This window comes from Microvirga sp. TS319, from assembly GCF_041276405.1.
Classification (GTDB): Bacteria; Pseudomonadota; Alphaproteobacteria; order Rhizobiales; family Beijerinckiaceae; genus Microvirga.
Genome location: NZ_JBGGGT010000002.1, coordinates 405920 through 421412, shown reverse-complemented (window position 1 = coordinate 421412; position 15493 = coordinate 405920). Strand labels below are relative to the sequence as shown.

Genomic DNA, 15493 nt, shown 5'->3' with positions numbered 1-15493 from the left:
AACGCCTCGGCCTGGAGCATCGGACCCAAAAGTGGAATCCACTTCTGGGATCAATCCGATGCTCCCTTCTTAGAAAGAGCGCATCGTTCTGGCGAAAAACCGGGGCTACTGTTTCGCACGATGCGCTGGAGCTGCGCGAGTCGCGCCCGCGCGTCGATGGCGAGGGCCATTCGCTCTATTTCTACGACCACGACAATCACCTGTTCGAACTGCATACCGGCACCCTGGACGAGCGGCTCGAACGGTATCGCCGGGGCATCGCCGCTTGACCGCCCTCACCCGCGTCCAGGCATTGAAGAACCTGCGCCGGACCCTCTCGGATGCAGGCTTCGAAACGGCCGCTCTCGACGCGCGGCTCATGCTCCTGTCCGTGCTCGGCATTCCGGCGATGGAGCTTGTGGCCCGTCCCGAGGTTCCGCTGACCGCCGAGGAGATCCGGCGCCTGGAGGCCACGACCCGCCGCCGCCTCGGTCACGAGCCTGTGGCGCGCATCGTCGGCGAGCGGGAATTCTGGGGACTGCCCTTTGCCCTGTCGCCCGAGACCCTGGTGCCGCGCCCGGATACGGAAACGGTGGTGGAGACCACCCTCGCACTGCTCCCCGACCGGCAGGCGCCGTTGCTGATGGCGGATTTCGGCACGGGATCGGGCTGTCTTCTGGTGGCGCTCCTGCACGAGTTGCCCCGGGCCACCGGCCTCGGCGTGGACCTGTCGCCTGGAGCCCTGAGAACCGCCCGCGGGAACGCCTGGAGGAACGGCGTAGGCGAGCGCAGCCTTTTCGCCCTCTCCCACTGGGCTGACGCGATCGCCGGCCGCTTCGACCTGATCGTCTCCAACCCGCCCTATATCGCCTCGCCGGTGATCCCGACCCTGGACCGGGAGGTGCGCGAGCACGACCCGCTGCTGGCTCTCGACGGCGGTCCGGATGGCCTTGCTCCCTACCGGGTCCTCCTCGGAGACGCCGAACGCCTCCTGGTCCCCGGCGGGCTCCTGGTCGTCGAGATCGGCTTCGATCAGGCCGAGGCCCTGCGCAGCCTGGCCGCCATCCATGCCCTTGACATCCTGAAGGTGACACACGATCTATCTGACAATCCCCGATGCGTCGCCATGAGGCGAACGTGACCGTGCTGGGTGAGGCATTCTTGCCTCAGGAAGGGGTAAAAGCTGAAAAATGGCTTGTTGGACCGAGAGGAACCCGCTAGATTCGATCATAGACATCGTCCTCGGTCGGAAGAAAACGGCAGCCCCTGAGGGGGACATGACGGAAGACCAAACGATATCCATCGCGCAGGCAGGGGCTTTTGAACAGCCGGGCGCGATCATCTGAACCCGATACTGAAGGATAGTCAGGCGCTCGATCGGCTCTGGCTGAACAACAGACGGTTTGCCACGCGAACGGTGGGCGTTGAGCCCGTTCGGTGAACATTGGCTTGCAATATCGCGTGGGCTTAAGAACCAGCGAGGCTCGTAGAGCATAAAATGAGACCAGGACAGAACAGGCGAATGCGCGGTCGCAACCGCAACAACGGGAACAAGGGGCCTAATCCCCTGACCAAGAGCTATGAGTCGAACGGTCCGGACGTGAAGATCCGCGGCACGGCTCAGCATATCGCCGAAAAATACAGCCAGCTTGCCCGTGATGCGCAGGCGAGCGGCGACCCCGTGGCGGCAGAAAACTATTTCCAGCATGCGGAGCACTATTTCCGCATCATCGCGGCCGCTCAGGAGCAGCTGCGCGAGCAGTATGGCTACCAGCAGCGTTTCGACGAGGACGGCGACGAAGAGGGCTTCGCTCAAGGCGAGCGCCCGAACTTCGAACGCAACGGCGAGGACGCGGATTTCGGCTCCCAACCGCAGCCCTACGAGATGCGTGGCGAGAGCGACCGCCCGGCCCGCTTCGAGCGCAATGAGCGCCCCGAGCGCGGCGAGCGTCAGGAGCGCGGCGAACGCCGCGAGCGCTTCCAGCGCGAGCGTGCCCCTCGCCAGGATTTCCAGCGCGATGAACAATCCTCCAGCGGCGAGGGCGAGCGTCCCACTCGCTTCGAGCGGAGTGAGCGTTCTGAGCGCAGCGAGCGCCCGGAGCGCAGCGAACGCGGGGAGCGTCCCGAACGTGGAGAGCGTCCCGAGCGCCGCGAACGCTTCCCGCGTGAGCGCCGTCGCGAGGAGGCCGATGCCTCCGATGCGGGCACCCTGCCGGCCTTCCTGACGAACCCGGTGCGCCCCGCCCCGGTCGCTGCCGCCGAAGAGCCGAACCCGGCTCCGACGCTGGATTTCGGCGGCGAGCCCGTCGAGGAGCGTCCGCGCCGCCGCACCCGCCGCACCCGTCGCGACGTGGTCGAGAGCACGGGCGACGAGGCCGCAAACTTCACGCCGGATGTGGAGACGCCCGCTGCCGAGTAACGGCGTCGAGCGCTACAGCACTATGGAAAAAGGGAGAGCACTGCTCTCCCTTTTTTGTTGCCTAAAGCAATTTCGGCGAAGTGGATCCGGTTCAAACCGGTTTCCACGTCCCGCGTTCGGTGCTCCACTCCTTAGATGAGCGCATCGTTTGTGAGGACCCGAAGGGCCACGTTCGTGAAAACCGGGTCCGCTGTTCCGCACGATGCGCTAAAGAGCCAGACTGGCCTGTTCCGTCTCGAGGCTGTCTCCGACCGCGATGGCGCCGTCGCTCAACACCTCGGCATAGATGCCGCAATCAAAATGCCCGTATGCCCCCATGAGGCTCTTCGGGATCTGCAGATCACGGATGCCGGTCGCGGGGTCCACATTGGTGGCCGCGCATCGCTCGATGCGCTTCGTCACCTTCAGGCGCACGCCGGACGCGGTGGTGAGCACCTGACCTACGAGGTCGAACTCGGCCCAGGGCTCCAGTCCGTCGAGGTGGACATTGCCGCGGAAACGCAAGGGATCGACCGGGGCGCCGACCACGCTCTCGATCTGCCGGACGCTGGCGAGATTGATGAGAGAGACGAAGCCGCGCCGGGAATCGGTGAAGCGGAAGCCCTCCGGAGCGGCGAGCACCTTCGGCGGACCGCGCAGCTCTTTCGCCATGAAGCGGCGAAAGAAAGCCTCGATGGCCAGCCGTCCTTCCCGCGTGGTGAGATCGCCCCGCGCCACTTCACGCTCGCCTTCTTCGATGAAGAGCGTCGTGATGCTGTCGAGATAGCGGGTCCTCAGCCGCGCCAGGCTCTCGTTGCGCATGAGCATGAGAAACTTGATCTTGGGCTGGTGCTGCGGGTTCTCGGGATCGAACCCGGCAGGACCGTTCTCGATGGCAAAAAGCCGGTCACCGGGGAAATACCCGCCCTTGGCAAGGGCAGCGGTTTCCAGCGTCTCGGGCGACAGGCCCTTCACGGGATAGCGTTGGAGGGAGGCGATGCGGATGCTCATGCCCTATCGATAGTGGTCGCGGGATCGCTGAGCAAGGCGTCTTCGCAAGGTGTCTTGGCGAGGCATCTTGGCAAGGCATCTTGTTTGAGCGTTCCGCTCCACGTCATGGCCGGACGTGTTCCAGCCACGCATGCCTCCTGCAAAGAAGGGATCCCCGGGACGAGCCCGGGGATCGCGAAAAACGGCATAGGAAGAGGGCGTCGGTTACGAAGCATCTCCCGAGCGGGCGACCTTCGAGCGCTTCAGCTGGGGCGTGAAGCCTGCCTCGCGTCCGCTGGTCCGGTCGAATTCGACCATATGCGGGTCTTTCTGCATGCCCTCATGTGACGTCTGGTGCTCGGGAATGTTGGCCGTGGGCCCGGCCTCCTGCTTCATGCGTAGGGCTTTCTCGGCATTGGCCATGAGCTCCTGGCGGGCCTGTTCGGCCTTTCGCTTCTTCGGGTTGAAACGGGCGAGAAGATCGGAAAATCCCATGATGAATCACTCCTTTGCGCGCGAGAGCACGCCATCGCTGCGGTCGCTGCGATGCGTGGGCGGGGTTTCGACGTTCTGACGGTTCTCGGGGATGTCGTGGGAGGTCTTCATGGTGCCGGTGGAATCACCGATCTCCTGACCCTCGTCGACGGCCATAGGGCCCTCCTCGTCGCGGAGCACGCGCCCGTTCTCGGTGTTGTCGCCGAAGGTCTGGGGAGTCACCGAAGGCTGCTCCTCCAGCGGGCTCTCCGGCACGGCGAGCCCCAGCTCGGCATTGCGCGCCAGATCGGCGCGGGCCTTCTCGGCATCTGAGCGCGGGTCGCGCGTCATGGAAGCCTCCTTCAATCCATTGGAACTGCTTGCAGGGTCAATGCGAGGGCCCGACCGGGGTTCCCCTCTTGTTGTTCCGGATCGATGTTCCCACCTTAGATACAGCGGATGCTTCCTGGCGAAGGTCCGACATCGCAGGGTCGGCCCGTGCCTCCGAAGAGGGCGGGCGGATCTGAGGAGGATGACACGATGAATTTTGAAAAATACACCGAGCGTGCCCGGGGTTTCGTCCAGGCTGCTCAGAACTTGGCCATGCGGGAAGGGCATCCGCAGCTCTCTCCGGGCCATGTCCTGAAGGTTCTGCTCGACGACCCCGAAGGCTTGTGCGCCGGTCTCATCGACCGGGCGGGCGGACGCTCGCGTGATGCGCATGCGGCGATCGAGCAATGGCTCGCCAAGCAGCCGAAGGTATCCGGCTCCGCCGCGCAGCCGCAGGCGACGCGCGAGCTGATGCGCTTCTTCGACACGGCCGAGAAAGCCGCCGAGAAGGCGGGCGATTCTTACGTTACCGTCGAGCGGATGCTGCTGGCATTGGCTGTCGAGAAGGACAGTGAGGCCGGCAAGATTCTCGCGCAGGCCGGCGTGACCGCTCAAGGCCTCAATGCCGCGATCAATGCCTTGCGCAAGGGCCGCACGGCCGACAACGCGACGGCGGAGAACGCATACGATGCGCTGAAGAAGTACGCGCGCGATCTCACCGAAGCGGCCCGTGAGGGCAAGCTCGATCCGGTGATCGGGCGCGACGAGGAGATCCGCCGCACGATCCAGGTCCTTTCTCGCCGCACCAAGAACAACCCGGTTCTCATCGGCGAGCCCGGCGTCGGCAAGACCGCCATCGTCGAGGGCCTGGCGCTGCGCATCGTCAACGGCGACGTGCCTGAATCCCTGAAGGACAAGCAGTTGCTCGCCCTCGACATGGGCGCGCTGATCGCGGGCGCGAAATATCGCGGCGAGTTCGAGGAGCGCCTGAAGGCCGTTCTGCAGGAGGTGACCGCGGCCGAAGGCGGCATCATTCTCTTCATCGACGAGATGCACACGCTCGTCGGCGCGGGCAAGGCCGACGGCGCGATGGACGCCTCAAACCTCTTGAAGCCCGCACTGGCGCGCGGCGAGCTGCACTGCGTCGGCGCGACCACGCTCGACGAGTACCGCAAGCACGTCGAGAAGGACGCCGCGCTCGCCCGCCGTTTCCAACCGGTTTTCGTCAGCGAACCCACCGTCGAGGATACGGTGTCGATTCTGCGCGGCCTGAAGGAAAAGTACGAGCAGCATCACGGCGTGCGCATCACCGACTCGGCGCTCGTTGCGGCCGCGACCCTGTCGAACCGCTACATCACCGACCGCTTCCTGCCGGACAAGGCCATCGACCTCGTCGATGAGGCTTCGTCGCGCCTGCGCATGCAGGTCGACTCGAAGCCGGAGGAGCTCGACAACATCGACCGTGAGATCGTGCGCCTCAAGATCGAGCAGGAGGCCCTGAAGAAGGAGACGGACGCCGCTTCGAAGGATCGCCTCGAGCGCCTCACGAAGGAGCTCGCGGATCTGGAGGAGCAGTCCGCCGCCATCACGGCGCGCTGGAAATCCGAGAAGGACAAGCTCGGCACCGCCGCAGACCTGAAGAAGAAGCTCGAGGAAGCCCGCAATCAGCTGGCTGCCGCGCAGCGCAACGGCGATTGGGCGAAGGCGGGCGAGCTCTCCTACGGCGTCATTCCGGGTCTCGAGAAGCAGCTCGCCGAAGTCGAAGCCAGGGCGGATGGCGGCGGCCTGATGGAAGAGGCGGTGACGCCCGACCACGTGGCGCAGGTCGTCTCCCGCTGGACGGGCGTGCCCGTCGACAAGATGCTCGAAGGCGAGCGCGAGAAGCTGCTGCACATGGAGCAGGATCTCGGAAAGCGTGTCGTCGGCCAGCGCGAAGCGGTGGAGGCGGTCTCGACCGCCGTGCGCCGTGCCCGCGCGGGCTTGCAGGATCCGAACCGGCCGATCGGCTCGTTCATGTTCCTCGGCCCCACGGGCGTCGGCAAGACCGAGCTGACAAAGGCGCTCGCGGCCTTCCTGTTCGACGACGAGACCGCGCTCGTGCGCCTCGACATGTCGGAATACATGGAGAAGCACTCGGTCTCCCGACTCATCGGCGCGCCTCCCGGTTATGTGGGCTACGAGGAAGGCGGCGCCCTGACGGAAGCCGTCCGCCGCAGGCCCTATCAGGTAGTGCTGTTCGACGAGATCGAGAAGGCGCATCCGGACGTGTTCAACGTCCTCTTGCAGGTTCTCGACGACGGCCGCCTCACGGACGGACAAGGCCGTACCGTGGACTTCCGCAACACGCTCATCATCATGACCTCGAATCTGGGGGCCGAATATCTGGTCAACCAGCCCGAGGGCCAGGATAGCGACGCGGTGCGCGACGAAGTCATGGGCGTGGTGCGATCGCACTTCAGGCCCGAGTTCCTCAACCGCGTGGACGAGATCATCCTCTTCCACCGCCTGAAGCGCTCGGAGATGGGAGCCATCGTCGATATCCAGCTGGACCGCCTGCAGAAACTGCTCGCCGATCGCAAGATCACCTTGGAGCTCGACGAGGATGCCCGCGAGTGGCTCGCCGAGAAGGGCTACGACCCGGCTTACGGCGCCCGGCCTTTGAAGCGCGTGATCCAGAAGAACGTGCAGGATCCGCTTGCCGAGGCGATCCTCGCCGGCGAGATCAAGGACGGCGAGACCATCCCCGTGCATGCGGGCCCGATGGGCCTGACCATCGGCAACGCCACCGTGGCCAAGACGGCGGAGCGTCCGCCGGAGGGCGTGCGGCTGAACTAAGCCGATTGATGGCAGCGATAGGAAAGCCCCGCGGTTTCTGCGGGGCTTTTGCGTCGGAAGACCGACCGTAAGGTCCTTTCGGGTCTGATCCCGGCATCGGTGAGCGGAAGCCGGAATACGGGCCTGACAATGGAGCTTCACCGCCCGTCGTTATTCCCGCGCAGCAGGGAACCATAGACACGACGTTCCAGGCTCGCCGCGAAATGCGCCAGAGCAAAGAAAAGAGCTGTTTCCATATCGGTGGAAACAGCCCTAGCACATCGTGCGGAAACGATACGCTCTTTCCAAGGAGAGCATCGGATCGATCCTAAAAGTGGAGTCCACTTTTCACGTCCGATGCCCTAGCGGCTATCGGTCCCGGGCTCTGCTTCCAGGCCCGGGATGACAATGGGTCTGCGACTCGTCTGGTGGAATTTCAGGCGCGACCTGGCCTATTCCGCGGCCGCCCGGAACTCGTCCTGGTCCCGAGCGGGCGCCCGAGCGCCTTCACGCAGGACCATATCCTTGTCGATACGCTCCGCCTTGTCCTCGCGAAGCTCGCGCTTGGAGCGGCGAAGCTGCTTGGCGGCCTTCTGCAGGGCCTGACGGAACGCGGCATAGACCTCCTTGTTCTTGGCCTCGCCGGTCATCATCTTCAGTGCGCCCATCTGGATATTCACCGTGCACCGATAGGTGATGCCCTCGCGGCTCACATACACGGACGCATTGCTCAGCCGTCCGAAATACTTCCCGGCCACCTGGCGGATATTGGTCCTGGCGAATTCGGGAAACGCATCTCCCAGATCGACATTCGAGCTTTGCACCAGAATGCTGCTCTCGGCGCCTTCAAGACTCATTCGCTCCTCCGATGGATGAAGATTCAATGGCTAACGGGACACAGACGCGATGGTTGCCGCGACGGCTCAAGATAAACGGCTCGACGGCGCGCCTTCAAGGTCTGCGCGGTCGCGACGGCTCCTGCCCGATATCCACGATGCGAACCTCGACCGTACGGGTACTGTCGTTGCGCATGACTTTCAGGGCCACCGTTTGTCCGACCCCGGCGCGCTCGAGGCTGTCCGTGAGGTCGGACAGACGCCGCACGGGCTCGTCTCCGACACCGACGATGACGTCGCCGATCGCCCCGACGGCCGGGTTGACCCCGCGCAGGCCGGCCTGTTCCGCGGGTGATCCCGGCGCGACGCCAGCTACGATGACCCCTGTGACGCCGAGCTGAGCCGCCACGGTTTCGTCGGCGGCGAGAATGCCGATTCCTGGCGTGGGAACCCTCCCCTCGCGGATGAGCTCGGGCACGACCCGGTTCACCACGTCCACGGGAATGGCGAAGCCGATGCCCGCATTCGTTCCGGACGGCGAGTAGATCGCCGTGTTGACGCCGATCAGCCGCCCCGCGGAATCGAGCAGCGGACCGCCGGAATTGCCGGGGTTGATGGCGGCATCGGTCTGGATTACGCCCGCGATCTCGCGCCCGCCGCTGGTGGGCAGCCGTCGCTTGAGCGCGCTGATGATGCCGGTCGTGAGCGACTGATCGAGGCCGAACGGATTGCCGATGGCGTAGGCCGTCTGCCCCACCTTCAGATCCGCCGAGCTGCCCACCATCACGGGCGGCGGCAGACCGGTCCGGCTGTTGAGGCGCAGCACCGCGAGATCGTAGTTGGGCGCCTGTCCGACAACCTCGGCGGGCAGCACCTCGCCGGAGGCGAGACGCACGACGAAACCCGAGCCGCTCGCCACCACATGTTCGTTGGTGACCACATGCCCGGCCGCATCCCACATGAAGCCCGTTCCCGACTCGGACGGCTCCGCTTCCGTCCTGGGGCTGCGCCGCGACAGACTGACCACCTGTACGACCGAGGGCGCCACGGTCTCGAAGACCTGGATCGTCGAACGCTCGAGTTCCGAAAGGTCGCCACGCGCCGCGACCGGACGCGGCGTGCGTGCGGAGAAGAGATACGAGTCCACATAGGGCTGAACGACCAGGATCGCAAGCAGCACAGCGACCGCCAGCATGATCACGCGCGTTAACCGATCCTGCATCACGCCTCCCTGCCATCGGTGGCTTACGATGGTCTCTACAATGGACGCGCCTGGGCAGACTTCGTTCCTCCCTCGATCCCCTCTCGAACAAAAGCCGCTCGCGAGCGTTCGCCCCGACAGATCTTCGCAGGAGAAGCCCATGCCTTCGCAGGAGAAGCCTATATCCGTCCGCCATGCCATGATCGCCGGCATCGCCGTTGCCTTTGCCCTCCCGGCCCTTGCTCAGCAGCAGAAGCAGGCGATCCCCTATTCCGTGACGCCGCAGCCTGCCGAAACCCAGCCCAATCAGGCGCTCGGACAAGGCGCCGAGCAGCGTCAGCAGCGCACGCAAGCGGGAGGCGCACCTCAGGATACGCAGAGCCATATGCGTCAAGGACAGGCCAACAGCGCGCCTGCCGCGCAGGGGCAGCAGCAATCGCAGGAAGACGGCCAATACGTTCAGCAGGCGCTCGCATTGAGCACGGTCTCGCTTCAGCAGTCGAATTTCGCCCTATCGAAGGCACAGGATCCACGTGTGAAACAATTTGCGGAGTTCGAGATCGGCGAGCAGAACACCCTCACCGACGTTCTGCATTCCTTCGCCGATCCTGCGGCGACCGCATCGACGACCAAGGGCGCTCAGGGTTCTGCATCCACCGCGCCGGAGCTGTCGCAGGCGGATTCGGCCACCATGGAGCGGCTCTCGAAAGCGCAGCCTGGCGCAGCGCTGGATCGCGAATATGTCGGCATGCAGATTGAAGGACACCAGAAGCTGCTGAAGCTGCAGGAGAGCTATCTGCAGAATTCCGGCAACCGCGAGATGATCAACATCGCCAAGCTCGCACGCGGGCAGATCAAGGAACACATTGCGCTGCTCGAAGACATTCAGAAAGGGCTTGGCCGCTAAGGATTTCCGGCTCCGCCCGTTTGTGCCGCGGAGCCGGAACCCCTCTTTCGACAGGTCGTTGCCTGAGGAGGCGCGGGCCGCTTCCGGGCCCGCCGAAGAATCGAGAAGAGGAATATCCGATGGCGCGAGACAAGCGCGGAAACCCGCCGGAGCCCCCGGTCGATGAGGTGTTGAACGAGGTGGTTCAGGAAGAGGGCAGCGACAATTTCATTGCAGGCCCCACCCAGCGCAACGATGTCGGCAATACCAAGCGCGCAGCGGCCAAAGCCACCGGCGTGATGGGCGCCTCGAAGAAGATCGATCCCGATCTCGACATCGATCATGTGGACGACGGCCGCGTGACCAGCGGCTCCAACGCAGGCATCCGATCGTTCAAGGACGTGCCGGATCAGGAGGATGACGACGCCGGCTTCACGATGTCGAACGAGGAGATCGCCGAAGGCGTCTCGACGACGGCGAACAAGAGCCCAGCCCCGCGTTCGGCGCAAACCGACGACGAGACGGGGCCTACCGGGATGAGCGGCGGCGCGGCCTCGCGCAAGCGCGTGCCGGCTCCGGGCAACGCCGTCGAGGCGCCGAAGGGCACTCTCGTGCGCGGGCACCCCACCGCAAGCCAGTCCGGCGGCCGTTCGCAATCCTCGACAGGCGACGAGAAGCCTCCGAAGCGCTCCGCCCGCGCCGGCGAAGGGCAGGATCGGCGTCCCCTCGCCAAGGGCAGTTCGGAAGAGCGGTGACGGTTTTCGCCAGGAACTCATGATCGCCCTGGAGGCGCCGAGCCTCCGGGGTAATTCCGTTACGCCTTCATCCTCTCCCAATCGGCTCGTCAGACGGAAGATGGAGTGACAGCCGGCAGCCTCGCGCTCTATGCATCGTTCCAGCCCGATCGGCTTTCATGCAATAAAGTGACGAGGAAACTCCCATGGATAGAAGAAAGGTTCTCAAAGGCGCGGGTCTCGCCGCCGCCGCCGGCGCTGTCGCGTCCCCGGCCATCGCGCAGTCGCAACCGGAAATCCGCTGGCGCATGGCGTCGAGCTATCCCAAGAGCCTCGATACGCTCTATGGCGCCGGCGAGATGGTCGCCAAGCGCGTGGCCGCAGCAACCGACAACAAGTTCCAGATTCAGGTCTTCGCAGCCGGCGAGATCGTGAGCGGCCTGCAGGTGCTCGACGCCACGCAGAACGGCACCGTCGAATGCGGCTACACCCTGTCGAGCTATTACATCGGCAAGGATCCGACCTTCATGTTCGACACCTCGGTGCCGTGGGGCCTGAACGTGCGCCAGCACAATGGCTGGATGTATTGCGGCGGCGGCCTCGAACTGGTGCGGGAATTCCTGAAGGACTACAACGTCATCTCCTTCCCGGCCGGCCAGACCGGCGCGCAGATGGGCGGCTGGTTCCGGAAAGAGGTCAATTCCGTTGCCGATCTGCAGGGCCTGAAGATGCGCATCGCGGGGATGGGCGGCCAGATCATGGCCAGGCTCGGCGTCGTGCCGCAGGTTCTCGCAGGCGGCGACATCTATCCGGCTCTCGAGCGCGGCACCCTGGACGCCGTGGAGTTCTCCGGTCCCTATGACGACGAGAAGCTCGGCTTCGTGAAGGTCGCGAAGTACTACTACTATCCGGGCTTCTGGGAAGGAAGCGCGCAGCCTTCCGTCTATGTGAACATGGACAAGTGGAATTCGCTGCCCGCCTCCTACAAGGCCATTCTGGAAGCAGCCTGTGCCGAGGCCAACGCGCTGTGCATGGCCAAGTACGACGCCCAGAACGCCGAGGCGATCCGCCGTCTGGTCGCGCAGGGCGCGCTGCTTCGCGCCTTCCCGAAGGACGTGATGGAGCAGAGCTACAAGGAAGCCTTCAAGGTCTACAACGAGATCGCGGCCTCCAATGCGAAGTTCAAGAAGGTCTTCGATCACTGGAACGCGTTCCGCGACAAGGAACTGACCTGGTTCCGCATCGCGGAGCTGCCCTTCGATTACTTCGTCAACCAGCAGCAGGGCCAGCGTTAACCAGAAGAGGCGGCGCGCAAGCGTCGCCTTTTCCACAATGGGCGGGATCGTTGCCCGCTCTGCCGCGTTGTCTCCAGGACAAGGTTTCTTCAAGCCCCAAGTTTTCTTCAAGCCCCAACTTTTCTTCAAGCCCCTGGAGACACGACATGAACGAGAAGATTCACAACAAGCAGGACGAATCGGCCGGCAAGACCGTCCCGAAGGACGATAAGCTGCCGGAAAACTCCAAGGAATCCCTCGACGAGAAGCTCGATGAAGGCGTGGAAGAGACCTTTCCGGCCAGCGATCCGGTTTCCGTGAAGATCACGAAGTAACATCGGGAGAGATCGGCCCCGGGTCTGAGGACCTGGGGCTTTCTTTTGCCCTGCTCAGCTGCGGCTCGCGACGGCGACTCCCGTTGCGGCGAGGGCCATGCCGATCATCTGCACGAGGCTCAAGGTTTCCCCGAACAGGACGAAAGCCATGAGGGCGGCCACGGGCGGAACGAGATAAAGCAGCGTCGCCACGCCCACGACCGCTCCCTGCCGGATCAGGTAAAGCAGAAGCCCGATCGCTCCGACGGACAGGCCGAACACGGCCCAGGCCATCGCCCCTATGAGCGATGGCGTGAATTCGATCCGGCCCTCCTCCAGCAGCAGAACGAGGGGTAGGGTCACAAGGGCAGCCCCCACATATTGCACCAGGGCATTCACGCGCAGGTCCAGGGTGTGGCCGGTCCGCTTCTGCCAGATCGTCCCGAGGGTGATCGACAGCATGCCGAAGAAGCAGACCCCAAGCGCCAGAGGCGGCACCCCGCCGTCGCCGATCTTGGGCGCGACCACGAGGGAGGCCCCGGCGAGCCCGGTGAGGATCCCGGCCCATTTGCGGCCGGACACCTTCTCTCCGAGAAGAGGCCCGGCCAGAGCGGCCGTCACCAGGGGCTGAAGCCCCGCGACCAGGGCGGAGATGCCTGCCGGCAGCCCATGTTTCACCGACCAGAATACGCCGCCGAGATAGAAACCGTGCAGGAGGACGCCCGCCACCATGGCCTGCCCCCATTCACGGGAGTGGCGAGGCCAGGGCGCACGCACCGCCAGGACGATCCCGCCGAGCACCAGCAGCGCCAGAACGTAGCGCACCAGCAGAAAGGTGAGCGGCTCGGCATGGGGCGCCACGATCCGCGCGACGATGAAGCCGGTGGCCCAGATGACCACGAAGAGGGGGGGAGCAAGGCGGGTCAGCATCGGCAAGGTCCTGGTGCATCCTGCGGAACCGAAGGCCCGCATCGACGATGCGCTCCTTTAGGAAGGAGCATCGGATTCGACCCCAAAGTGGATTCCACTTTTCACGTCCGATGCTCTAGCCGAGCCACGCGCCCGAGCACAGCCATGCTTTAGCCGGGTAGCATCGAAATTGGCGAGGCCGCGCGGAAGAACCAGTTTTTCGGTAGACAACGGCCGCGAAGCTGGACATGGGCCTTCCCTCGAAAACCCATCGCGGGACATTGCATGGATCGGACCGACCTTGGGCGCTCGCAGGGGCAGGACGGAACGAACGGCAGCTTTGCCGTTTAAGAGGGTTCGGGCAAAGTCTACGCCAAGACCAAGAGATGGACCAAGAGATGGACCAAGCGATGAACCAAGCCATGAACCTTGCCTCGCCTGCCCTCCGCCACACCATCTCCAGCAGTCTGGAGCCCTGCCTTTGAAACGTCTGCGTCTTTTCCTCGAACTGCTTGCGATCACGATGAACCGGTTCGTGCTGCACGATGCGTGGGCGATCGCAAGCCATATCGCGCTGTCGGTGCTCACGTCGTTCTTCCCGTTCCTCATCCTGGTCACGGCCCTGGCGAGCGTCTTCGGCACGGGCAGTTTGGCCGACGAGGTGGCGGACCTCATCCTCGAAGCGTGGCCGCGGGAGATCGCCGGTCCTATCGCCGGAGAGGTTCACAACATCCTGACAGGACGGCGCAGCGACGTCCTGACCCTGGGCGTCGTTCTGACCCTCTATTTCGCCTCGAGCGGCGTGGAGAGCCTCCGGGTCGGCTTGAACCGCGCCTACAACGTGCGCGAAACGCGCGCCTGGTGGCTGACGCGCCTCGAATCCATCGCCTTCGTGATCGGCGGAGCCTTCGTGCTCATGGCCATGGCTCTCCTCGTGGTCCTCGGGCCCTTCATCTGGCGCGGGGTCCTGTGGTGGCTGCCCGCTCTCGAGCCGTTCGACGCCCTGGTCGGGTTCCTCCGCCTGGGTATCGCAACCCTGATCATCGTGGCTGGACTGACGATGGCGCACAAGCTCGTCCCGGCCGGGCGCCGCACGTTCCGCTCCCTGGTGCCGGGCGTCTGCGTCACGCTGGTCCTGTGGCTCCTCGGAGGCTTCGGATTCAGCTGGTATCTCGATTATTATCCCGGCGCCTACGCGTCCACCTATGGCGGACTCGCCACCGCCATGGTGGCGCTGATCTTTCTCTACACGCTGGGGGCGATTTTTCTGTTCGGCGGGGAACTGAACGGAACCATCCTGGCCGCGAAGCAGAGGCGCCTCGACGACGAACCGCACCCCAACCCCAGCGACGTGATCACGCTCCCCTGACGGGCAGCGCAGTTTCCCTTCACAGCTTCGGCGATATCGTGAGCTGCATCCGGGCCGATGCGGCCGGGCGCGCATCAGGGGCGAGATTATACCCGACCGACACGTCGAGCACCGATCGGAACGCGCCGTTCTGAGGGCTGAGCACCGTCTGCCCGACGAGCTCCGACATCAGATTCGAGCTGAGAGCTCCCTTCGAGACATCCAGGTTCATGTTGGGCGAAAACCGGAGTTCCAGGTTCCATGCATTCAGAGGCAGATCCAGAGGCAGGTTCAGACTCCCGCTGAACGATTGGAGATAATCGGCCTGTGCGTTGCTGACGGAGCCTGTCGTCGAGAGGCCGAATGTGAGCCCCCCAAACCTCTCCACATCCTGCGACCAGGACGATTCCCACATCGCCTTCGACGACAGGAACCCGCCCTCCCCGCCGCCGCGGGTGAGCTCCGTGCCGATCAGAAAATTCCAATCGTGAAAGGGCTGCAGCTTCGCCCCGAGGGTCCTGTCGACGGGGGATGGCGTGAAGGCAGGGATGCCCGACGGAACGAGGCCGCTTGCCCATGTCTGGGTGCGGCTCAGCGAAAAGGCGGTTCCTGGAGCTTTCACGCGGCGGGCGACGACATCGTCGATCGTCCAAGGCTGGCTTTCGGCCGTGATGCCTCCGCCGTCCTCAAGCGCCTGAGCCGCAGACGCAGAGGCAAGAAGACAAACGAGCGCGGCAGCGATGTTCCGGGACTGGAAAGGCATAGATCAACAAAGAATATAATCTTAAACCAAGAGATGTACGTAGTTCATTCGAATTCAATTGGTTTAACAAAGCGACAAGCCTCATCATAGACTTGACGATGAACAAATATTCATCAAACCCGATTCGGCTGACCAACCACATCCTGAAAATTCCTTCTGCGCCTTGGCAGAATTGCCTCAAAAGTGAGGGCTGGACACAAAGACGCATGGCGCTCCAGCATCGGCAGCGACATCGAACCCACG

15 protein-coding genes and 1 pseudogene are annotated in these 15493 nt (G+C 64.2%); 9 read left to right on the top strand and 7 right to left on the bottom strand.

Annotation, left to right across the window (positions count from 1 at the left end; genetic code table 11):
* Positions 1-140: 140 nt before the first annotated feature.
* The 3 genes and pseudogenes from AB8841_RS11405 to AB8841_RS11395 form a co-directional block, all read left to right on the top strand.
* A pseudogene (locus AB8841_RS11405) lies at positions 141-269 on the top strand (FosX/FosE/FosI family fosfomycin resistance thiol transferase); the annotation flags it as partial.
* Complete coding sequence (prmC, locus tag AB8841_RS11400) at positions 266-1120, top strand: peptide chain release factor N(5)-glutamine methyltransferase (protein ID WP_370435969.1); 855 nt, start codon at positions 266-268, stop codon at positions 1118-1120. The pseudogene AB8841_RS11405 and the gene prmC, both read left to right, overlap by 4 nt.
* Before the next feature lie 381 nt (positions 1121-1501).
* On the top strand, positions 1502-2398 hold the full coding sequence (locus AB8841_RS11395) for a DUF4167 domain-containing protein (protein ID WP_370435968.1): 897 nt from the start codon (positions 1502-1504) through the stop codon (positions 2396-2398).
* Positions 2399-2605: 207 nt separating this feature from the next.
* Here the strand turns inward: AB8841_RS11395 and AB8841_RS11390 are convergent, their stop codons facing one another.
* The 3 genes from AB8841_RS11390 to AB8841_RS11380 all read right to left on the bottom strand — a co-directional run bounded on the left by AB8841_RS11390 (position 2606) and on the right by AB8841_RS11380 (position 4192).
* Complete coding sequence (locus tag AB8841_RS11390) at positions 2606-3388, bottom strand: MOSC domain-containing protein (protein ID WP_370435967.1); 783 nt, start codon at positions 3386-3388, stop codon at positions 2606-2608.
* 204 nt (positions 3389-3592) lie between these two features.
* A complete protein-coding gene (locus AB8841_RS11385) occupies positions 3593-3862 on the bottom strand; it encodes a hypothetical protein (protein WP_370435966.1) in 270 nt (89 codons plus the stop codon).
* A 6-nt stretch (positions 3863-3868) separates the two neighbouring features.
* Complete coding sequence (locus tag AB8841_RS11380) at positions 3869-4192, bottom strand: hypothetical protein (protein WP_370435965.1); 324 nt, start codon at positions 4190-4192, stop codon at positions 3869-3871.
* Between the two features lie 189 nt (positions 4193-4381).
* On the opposite strand from AB8841_RS11380, the gene clpB reads away from it, so the two are divergent.
* Positions 4382-7006, top strand: coding sequence for an ATP-dependent chaperone ClpB (clpB, locus tag AB8841_RS11375; RefSeq protein WP_370435964.1), 2625 nt, complete (start codon positions 4382-4384; stop codon positions 7004-7006).
* Positions 7007-7437: 431 nt separating this feature from the next.
* On the opposite strand, the gene hpf is transcribed toward clpB, so the two are convergent.
* On the bottom strand, positions 7438-7842 hold the full coding sequence (hpf, locus tag AB8841_RS11370) for a ribosome hibernation-promoting factor, HPF/YfiA family (RefSeq protein WP_370435963.1): 405 nt from the start codon (positions 7840-7842) through the stop codon (positions 7438-7440).
* Positions 7843-7936: 94 nt separating this feature from the next.
* Positions 7937-9043, bottom strand: a complete 1107-nt coding sequence (locus AB8841_RS11365) for a S1C family serine protease (protein ID WP_370435962.1) — start codon at positions 9041-9043, stop codon at positions 7937-7939.
* Between the two features lie 139 nt (positions 9044-9182).
* Here AB8841_RS11365 and AB8841_RS11360 point away from each other — a divergent pair, with 139 nt between their 5' ends.
* The 4 genes from AB8841_RS11360 (at position 9183) to AB8841_RS11345 (ending at position 12251) form a co-directional block, all read left to right on the top strand.
* Positions 9183-9929: a DUF4142 domain-containing protein gene (locus tag AB8841_RS11360; protein WP_370435961.1), complete on the top strand. Its 747-nt coding sequence runs from the start codon at positions 9183-9185 to the stop codon at positions 9927-9929.
* 119 nt (positions 9930-10048) lie between these two features.
* Positions 10049-10663, top strand: a complete 615-nt coding sequence (locus AB8841_RS11355) for a hypothetical protein (RefSeq protein WP_370435960.1) — start codon at positions 10049-10051, stop codon at positions 10661-10663.
* A gap of 185 nt (positions 10664-10848) precedes the next feature.
* Positions 10849-11937, top strand: coding sequence for a TRAP transporter substrate-binding protein (locus AB8841_RS11350; protein ID WP_370435959.1), 1089 nt, complete (start codon positions 10849-10851; stop codon positions 11935-11937).
* A gap of 146 nt (positions 11938-12083) precedes the next feature.
* Positions 12084-12251, top strand: coding sequence for a hypothetical protein (locus AB8841_RS11345; protein ID WP_370435958.1), 168 nt, complete (start codon positions 12084-12086; stop codon positions 12249-12251).
* Between the two features lie 54 nt (positions 12252-12305).
* Here AB8841_RS11345 and AB8841_RS11340 read toward each other — a convergent pair whose 3' ends face one another.
* A complete protein-coding gene (locus AB8841_RS11340; protein WP_370435957.1) occupies positions 12306-13160 on the bottom strand; it encodes a DMT family transporter in 855 nt (284 codons plus the stop codon).
* A 460-nt stretch (positions 13161-13620) separates the two neighbouring features.
* Between AB8841_RS11340 and AB8841_RS11335 the strand changes: the two genes are divergently transcribed.
* Positions 13621-14508 (top strand): YihY/virulence factor BrkB family protein, encoded by an 888-nt coding sequence (locus AB8841_RS11335; protein ID WP_370435956.1) that lies wholly within the window; start codon positions 13621-13623, stop codon positions 14506-14508.
* A 19-nt stretch (positions 14509-14527) separates the two neighbouring features.
* Here the strand turns inward: AB8841_RS11335 and AB8841_RS11330 are convergent, their stop codons facing one another.
* Positions 14528-15250 carry a hypothetical protein gene (locus AB8841_RS11330; RefSeq protein ID WP_370435955.1) on the bottom strand — a complete coding sequence of 241 codons (723 nt, stop codon included), beginning with the start codon at positions 15248-15250 and terminating at the stop codon, positions 14528-14530.
* Positions 15251-15493 lie beyond the last annotated feature (243 nt).